General features: G+C 68.7%; 5 protein-coding genes and 1 pseudogene. 1 reads left to right on the top strand and 5 read right to left on the bottom strand.

Features of this window, described 5'->3' with window-relative positions; genetic code table 11:
* Positions 1-60: 60 nt before the first annotated feature.
* Genes xdhB through uraH form a run of 3 tightly spaced genes read right to left on the bottom strand, consistent with a single transcriptional unit; the run spans position 61 to position 4191 of the window.
* A complete protein-coding gene (xdhB, locus tag Q0379_RS13000; protein ID WP_299009301.1) occupies positions 61-2397 on the bottom strand; it encodes a xanthine dehydrogenase molybdopterin binding subunit in 2337 nt (778 codons plus the stop codon).
* Complete coding sequence (gene xdhA, locus Q0379_RS13005; RefSeq protein WP_299009304.1) at positions 2390-3844, bottom strand: xanthine dehydrogenase small subunit; 1455 nt, start codon at positions 3842-3844, stop codon at positions 2390-2392. The genes xdhB and xdhA overlap by 8 nt, the downstream gene beginning before the upstream one ends.
* Positions 3844-4191 (bottom strand): hydroxyisourate hydrolase, encoded by a 348-nt coding sequence (gene uraH, locus Q0379_RS13010; protein ID WP_299009307.1) that lies wholly within the window; start codon positions 4189-4191, stop codon positions 3844-3846. Before uraH ends, xdhA begins: the two co-directional genes overlap by 1 nt.
* A gap of 315 nt (positions 4192-4506) precedes the next feature.
* Here uraH and Q0379_RS13015 point away from each other — a divergent pair, with 315 nt between their 5' ends.
* The gene (locus tag Q0379_RS13015) at positions 4507-6795 is read left to right on the top strand and encodes an NADP-dependent malic enzyme (RefSeq protein WP_299009309.1); all 2289 of its coding nucleotides are present in this window, start codon (positions 4507-4509) and stop codon (positions 6793-6795) included.
* Between the two features lie 109 nt (positions 6796-6904).
* Here the strand turns inward: Q0379_RS13015 and Q0379_RS13020 are convergent, their stop codons facing one another.
* Both Q0379_RS13020 and Q0379_RS13025 read right to left on the bottom strand, forming a co-directional pair.
* The gene (locus Q0379_RS13020; RefSeq protein WP_035017693.1) at positions 6905-7099 is read right to left on the bottom strand and encodes a cold-shock protein; all 195 of its coding nucleotides are present in this window, start codon (positions 7097-7099) and stop codon (positions 6905-6907) included.
* Between the two features lie 129 nt (positions 7100-7228).
* A pseudogene (locus tag Q0379_RS13025) lies at positions 7229-7432 on the bottom strand (cold-shock protein); the annotation flags it as partial.
* Positions 7433-7732 lie beyond the last annotated feature (300 nt).

Consider the following 7732-nt stretch of genomic DNA (forward strand, 5'->3'; position numbering starts at 1 on the left):
GCGCGCCTCCCTAGAAGCCGATCTCCCCGGCGAATGCCGGGGAGGTCGGAGAAAATGAGCTTACGCATCACGCGCCCGCCTCCGCACATCCTCGCACGCCATCAGGATCGCCTCGGGCGTCGCCGGCGCGCTCAGGCCCGGGAAGTGCTTGTAGTCGCCAACGCTGGCCACCGCGTGGCTGATGGCGCTGTGAACCGAGATCGCCAGCATGAACGGCGGCTCGCCGACGGCCTTGGAGCGATGCACCGTGGCCTCGACATTGCGGCCGGCCTTCCACAGGCGGACGTCGAGATGCGCCGGACGGTCGCCGCAGGTCGGGATCTTGTAGGTCGAGGGCGCGTGGGTGCGGAGGCGCCCTTGCGCGTCGTAGACCAGCTCCTCGGTCGTCAGCCACCCCATGCCCTGGATGAAGCCCCCTTCGATCTGGCCCAGGTCTATAGCCGGATTCAGCGACTTGCCGACGTCGTGCAGGATATCGGCGCGGGTGACCTTCATCTCGCCAGTCAGGGTGTCGATCAGCACCTCGCTGCAGGCCGCGCCATAGGCGAAGTAGTAGAATGGCCGGCCGGTATGGGTGGCGCGATCGTAGTGGATCTTCGGCGTGGCGTAGAAGCCGGTCGCCGACAGCGACACCCGCGCCAGATGGGCCTGGCGAGCAAACCAGCCGAACGTGAACGTCTCATCGCCTACCCGCACGCCGTCCGGCGTGAAGGCGACCGCGTCCGGCGCGACGCCCCACTTGGCGGCGGCGAAGTCCACCAGCCGGGCCTTGATCGTCTCGGCCGCGTTCAGGGCCGCCATGCCGTTCAGGTCCGCGCCCGACGAAGCCGCGGTGGCTGAGGTGTTGGGCACCTTGTCCGTGACCGTCGAAGTGATCTTCACCCGCGACACGTCGACCTGGAACGCCTGGGCGACGATCTGGGCGACCTTGATGTTCAGCCCCTGCCCCATCTCGGTCCCGCCGTGGTTCAGCATGATCGAGCCGTCGGCGTAGAGGTGCAACAGCGCCCCGGCCTGGTTCAAGTGGGTGGTCGTGAACGAGATGCCGAACTTCACCGGCGTCAGGGCGATGCCCTTCTTCAGCACGGGGCTGGCCTGGTTGAACGCCTCGATCTCGCGGCGTCGGGCCTCGTAGTCGCAGGACGCGGCCAGCTCGTCGATCAGCTGCGGCGCGACATTGTCCTCGACCACCTGGTGGTAGGGCGTCAGGTTGCGTCCTTCGCCGCCATAGAGGTTGCGACGGCGCACCTCCAGCGGATCGAGACCGACCTCGGCGGCGACCGCGTCCATGACCCGCTCGATCGCCAGCATGCCCTGCGGGCCGCCGAAGCCCCGGAAAGCGGTGTTCGACACCGTGTGGGTCTTGAACCGGTGCGATACGATCTCGACCGCCGGCAGGTAGTAGGTGTTGTCGGCGTGGAACATCGCCCGGTCGTTGATCGCCATCGAGAGGTCGGTCGTCGCCCCGCAGCGCGAGGCCAGCTCCAGCGCAAGGCCCGTCAGCCGACCCTCGTCGTCGAAGCCGACGTCGTAGGCGACCTCGAAGTCATGCCGCTTGCCGGTCATGACCATGTCCTCGTCGCGGTCGGGCCGGCACTTGGCCGGTCGGCCGGTCTTGACCGCGACCAGGGCGGCGGCGGCGGCGAACAGCGAGGCTTGCGTCTCTTTGCCGCCGAAGCCCCCGCCCATGCGGCGCACCTCGACCGTGACCGCCGTATGGGGCCGGTCGAGCACGCGGGCGATCAAGTGCTGCACCTCGCTGGGGTGCTGGGTCGAGGACCAGATGTGGACGTCGCCGCCCTCGCGCGGCGTGGCCAGGGCGACCTGCCCCTCGAGATAGAAGTGGTCCTGGCCGCCCATCGAGAACCGGCCCCGCACGCGGCGCGGCGAAGCCTCTAGCGCCGCGTGGGCGTCGCCGCGCGCCATGCGCTGACTGGCCTCGATCTTCAGGTCCATCTCTCTCGCGGCGGCGATGTCGATCGCGGCGGGCAGGTCCTCGTACTCGACCACGGCCTTGGCCGCGGCGGCGCGGGCGGCCGCGATCGAGGTCGCGGCGACGGCGAACAGGCTCTGGCCCACGTGGAGAACCTCGCCATCCGCGAACAGCCGGTCGTCGTGGATCACCGGACTGACGTCGTTCTCGCCCGGAATGTCCTGCGCGCTCAGCACCAGCACGACGCCCGGCGAGGCCCGCACGGCCGACAGGTCCAGCTTGACGATCTTGGCGTGAGCCCGCGCGCTCATGCCCAGATGCACATGCAGCAGGCCCGGCGGCTCGGGCAGGTCGTCGATATAGATCGCCGAACCGGCCACATGACGCTCGGCGCTGTCGTGCGGCAGGGCGACGTGGACGCCGCGCGGCGCGGTGATCGAAGGGGCGACGCCGGAGTCAGCCATGGGCGCTCTCCGGCGTGACGCGGGTTTCGATGTCCGGCGAAACGCTCTCCAGGAACACCTTGCGCAGCATGTTCCGGGCGGCCAGGGCGCGATAGGCGGCCGAAGCGCGCATGTCGCTCATCGGGGCGTAGTCGGTGTCGAGCGCGGCCATCGCCGCCTCGATCGTCGCCGCGCTCCAGGGCTGGCCGATCAGCGCCGTTTCGCAGGCCACTGCGCGCTTCGGCGTCCCGGCCATACCGCCGAACGCGATGCGAGCCGCCGTCACGACATCGCCCTCGACCGCGATCGAGAACGCCCCGCAGACGGCCGAGATGTCCTGGTCGAAGCGCTTGGACAGCTTGAAGACCTTGAAGATCCGCCCTTCCGCCAGCTTCGGCACGACGACCGCCTCGACGAACTCGCCGGGCCGCCGATCCTGCCTGCCGTAGTCGATGAAGAAGGCCTCCAGAGGCAGCTCGCGCCGCTCGGCGCCGCGTCTCAGCACCAGGGTCGCACCCGCCGCGATCAGGGCCGGCGGCATGTCGCCGATCGGCGAGCCGTTGGCGATGTTGCCGCCGATCGTCCCGCTGTTGCGCACCTGGGTCGAGCCCAGCCGGCGCATCATCGCGCCCAGGTCCGGACAGAGCCGGGCCAAGACGTCGATCGCGTCGACATAGCGAACGCCCGCGCCGATCCGCACGGCTTCCGGCGTCTCCTCGATCGCCTTGAGCTCGGCCACCTCCGTCACGCTGATCAGGGTCGGCAGCGGCCGCCGCTGCTTGGTGACCCACAGGCCGACGTCGGTCGCGCCGGCCACGATCGTCGCATCCGGATGTTCGAGATAGGCCCGCGCCAGCTCGTCCACCGTACGCGGCGAGAGCCAGGTCCGCGTCACACCGTAAATCTCGTCCTCGAAGCTCAGCGCCAACATGGTCTCGTCGCGCACGGCCGACAGATCGACCGTCGGCGCGGCTTCGGACGCGACGCTCTTGGCGACCTCGATGATCGGGCCGTAGCCGGTGCAGCGGCACAGGTTCCCGGCCAGCACCTCGCCGACTGGCGCGTCCGCGCCCTTGGCCCCGACCGCGCGGCCGTACAGCGACATGATGATGCCCGGCGTGCAGAAGCCGCATTGCGAGCCGTGCTTCTCGACCATCGCCTGTTGAACGGGATGCAGCGCTCCGTCCCCGCTTCCTTTTGGGGCGAGGCTCTCGACCGTCATCAGCGCCTTGCCGTGCAGCATGGGCAGGAACTGGATGCAGGCGTTGACCGCCCGCCAGGCCACGGTTTCGCCTTCCCCCTCCCCGACCAGGACGGTGCACGAGCCGCAGTCGCCCTCGGCGCAGCCCTCCTTGGTCCCGGTGCGGCGCAAGGGGCCGCGCAGGTGTTCCAGCAGGGTGGTGGTGGGATTGGCCCCACGCACCTCCTGGACCTCGCCATCCAGCAGAAAGCGGATCACCTCGCCCATCAGCTGCCCCGGTAGGTGGAATAGCCGTAGGGCGAGACCAGCAGCGGCACGTGCCAGTGCTGCTGGGTGTTCGACACGGCGAAGTCGATCACCACCACGTTCAGGAACGGCGGATCGGTGATCGGCAGGCCGGAGGCCTTGAAGTGATCCCCGATCACGAATTCCAGACGGTAGCCGCCGACCGCCAGATCCTCGCCGGCGATCAGACGCGCGCGGCCATCGGCGTCCGTGCGTTGCTCCGTGACCGGGACGAGGTTGGCGCCGTCGCGACGCGACACGCGCACCACGACCCCGGCCGCCGGCTTGCCGGACGCCTGGTCGAGGATGTGTGTCGTCAATCCGCTCATGCCTATCCCTCCGTACCCGGCGAATGGTCCGCCCCGGCGACCACCCTGTCCAGCGATCAGCGCGCCCGCCGCGCGCTGGCCGCGACAACGCCAGGAAAGGCGGCGCGCGGCGCCCGTGTCGGAGGCAATATATAATAGATTTATTACTTACGAGAGCCCTCTCGCGCGGCGATATATGTTACCGGTATCACAAATGACGACGTTCACTGGGCGCTTAGGGTTGGAAAAGCCGCCCATCCCCGGTAGCTAGACGGGTGACGGCCCGCGACCGAGACGGGCCGCGCGAAAACGCGCAGAGCTTCTAGAGGAAGACCAATGGACGAGGATTTCCGCAAGGCGGCGTTGGACTATCACCGCCTCCCGCGGCCCGGAAAGCTGGCGATCGAAGCCACCAAGCGGATGGCCACCCAGCGCGACCTCGCCCTCGCCTATTCGCCCGGCGTCGCCGCGCCCTGCCTGGCGATCGCCGACAACCCCGACACCGCCCGCGACTACACCGCGCGCGGCAACCTGGTCGCGGTGATCTCGAACGGGACCGCGGTGCTGGGGCTCGGCGATATCGGCCCCTTGGCCTCCAAGCCGGTGATGGAAGGCAAGGCCGTCCTGTTCAAGAAATTCGCCGGCATCGACGTCTTCGACATCGAGGTCGACGCCCACGATCCCGACCGCTTCATCGAGGTGGTCGCGGCGCTGGAGCCGACCTTCGGCGGCGTGAACCTGGAAGACATCAAGGCCCCCGAGTGCTTCATCATCGAGCGCAGGCTGCGCGAGCGGATGAACATCCCGGTCTTCCACGACGACCAGCACGGCACCGCGATCGTCTGCGCCGCGGCCGTCCGCAACGCCCTGCTCGTTCAGGGCAAGACCCTGAAGGACGTCAAGCTGGTGACCTCGGGCGCCGGCGCGGCCGCGCTCGCCTGCGTCGACCTGCTGGTCTCGATGGGGCTGCCGGTCGAGAACGTCACCCTGACCGACATCAAGGGCGTCGTGCACGCCGGCCGCGAGCCGGACATGCCCGAGAACATGGCGCGCTACGCCCGCCAGACCGACGCCCGCACCCTGCCCGAGGTTCTGCCGGACGCTGACATCTTCCTGGGCCTTTCGGCCCCGCGCGTCTTCAAGCCGGAATGGCTGCCGCTGCTGGCGCCGAACCCGCTGATCCTGGCCATGGCCAATCCCGAGCCGGAGATCCTGCCCGAGCTGGTCCAGGCCTCGCGCCCCGACGCCATCATGGCGACCGGCCGCAGCGACTACGCCAACCAGGTCAACAACGTCCTCTGCTTCCCGTTCATCTTCCGGGGCGCGCTGGACGTCGGCGCGTCCGAGATCAACGAGGCGATGAAGGTCGCCGCGGTCGAGGCGATCGCCGAGCTGGCCCGCGCCGAGGCCTCGGAGGTCGTCGCTTCGGCCTATGGCGGGACCGCGCCGGTGTTCGGCCCGCAGTACATCATCCCCAAGCCCTTCGACCCGCGCCTGATCCTGCAGATCGCGCCGGCCGTGGCCAAGGCGGCGATGGATAGCGGCGTCGCCACCCGGCCGATCGCCGACTTCGACGCCTATCGCCAGGAGCTGGAGCTCTTCGTCTATCGCTCGGGGCAGCTGATGCGGCCGGTGTTCGAGCGGGCCCGCAAGGCGCCGGTCAAGGTCGCCTATGCCGAGGCCGAGGACGAGCGGGTGCTGCGCGCGGTCCAGACCGTCGTCGACGAGGGCCTGGCCTCCCCCGTGCTGGTCGGCCGCCGCGACGTGATCAAGGCCAAGATTCAGGACCTGGGCCTGCGCCTCGACGTCGGCGGCGCGGTCGAGATCGTCGATCCGCAGGCCGACAAGGACCTGTTTGGTCCGCTGGTCGCCGACTACCAAAAGCTGGTCGGCCGGCGCGGCGTGCCGCCGACGGCGGCCGAGCGCCGCGTCCAGGGCCGTCGCACCGTGGCCGCCTCGATGCTGCTCGCCTCGGGCTATGTCGAAGCCGCCCTGGTCGGCGGCAGCGGCGACTGGTGGCAGCACCTGAAATACGCCCTGCCGATCATCCCCAAGCGGGACAATGTCAGCCGCGTCTATGCGATGTCGTCGCTGATCCTGGACAACGGCACGCTGTTCTTCTGCGACACCCACGTCAATGTCGACCCGACCGCCGAGCAGATCGCCGAGTGCGCCCAGCTGGCCGCCGAGGCCGTCCGCCGCTTTGGCCTGACGCCCAAGGCCGCCCTGCTCTCGCACTCGTCGTTCGGCGCCAGCAATTCGCCGACCGCCCGCAAGATGCGCGAGGCCCTGGCCATCCTGCGCGAGCATGCGCCGGAACTCGAGGTCGACGGCGAGATGCACGCCGACGCGGCGCTCAGCCAGCATCTGCGCGATCGCATGGTCGCCGACAGCCCGCTGAAGGGCTCGGCCAACCTGCTGGTCATGCCCACGCTGGATGCGGCCAATATCGGCCTGACGCTGCTGGGGGCGGCGACGGAATCGCTGCTGGTCGGCCCCCTGCTGCTCGGCATGGCCAAGCCGCTGCACGTGCTGATCCCCAGCGTCACCGCCCGCGGCATCGTCAACCTGACGGCCTTGGCCGTAAACCAGGCAGCCTCCGAAAGGGCCCAAACGCCCGCCTGAGGGCTAGCCTGAAACGACAAAAGGCCCCGACCGACGCGTCAACGTCGGGCGGGGCCCTCGAAAGTCTCTGAAAAGGCCGTCCGTCCGGGCGGCCTTTTCGCTTTGCGCCTTAGAGGATGCGCAGGTTGCCGGCCGAGGTCTTGCCCGAGCGGCGGTCCTGTTCAAGCTCGTAACCGACTTGCTGGCCTTCGTTCAGGCCACGCAGGCCGGCGCGCTCCACGGCCGAGATGTGCACGAACACATCGCCGCCGCCGTTGTCCGGCTGGATGAAGCCAAAGCCCTTGGTCGTGTTGAACCACTTCACGACGCCGGTGCCGGACTCGCCGGTGCCGCTCGAGAAGTTGTTGCGAGGCGCGCTGTCGAAGCCGCCACGCGCCGGACGCGGGCCACCGCGGCCAGCGCCGCCGCCGGCCGGAGCCGGGCCGTGGCCCGTGACGCGCAGTTGACCGGCCGAGGTCTTGCCCGAGCGACGGTCTTCTTCCAGTTCGTACGCGACTTGATCACCTTCGTTCAGGCCCGACAGACCCGAGCGTTCAACCGCGGCGATATGGACGAACACGTCCTGGCCGCCGTCCTCGGGCTGAATGAAGCCAAAGCCCTTGGCCGGGTTGAACCACTTAACGACACCGTTCGCCATATTATCCTCAAACACCTCAATCGACGGGCTGATAGTCGGCCCGCGTCCTTCCAACGGAAGTCATGACGCAAAACCGCGCCACGCGCTATGGGCTTTGAGCGGAGAAAATCGACCGGAAGGCGGCGAGCGCCAGAAAAATTCGCGGATCGGGGGTCAAGCGTGGCGCCAATGCCACTCTAAATTGCACGCGCCGATATAGAAAAACCCCGGCCGCAATCGGACGGGGTGGAAAAATCGGCCTTGGACCTTGGGTGCGGGGACAGGATTTGAACCTGTGACCTTCAGGTTATGAGCCTGACG

The organism is uncultured Caulobacter sp. (genome assembly GCF_937900395.1).
In the GTDB taxonomy this organism is placed as follows: domain Bacteria; phylum Pseudomonadota; class Alphaproteobacteria; order Caulobacterales; family Caulobacteraceae; genus Caulobacter.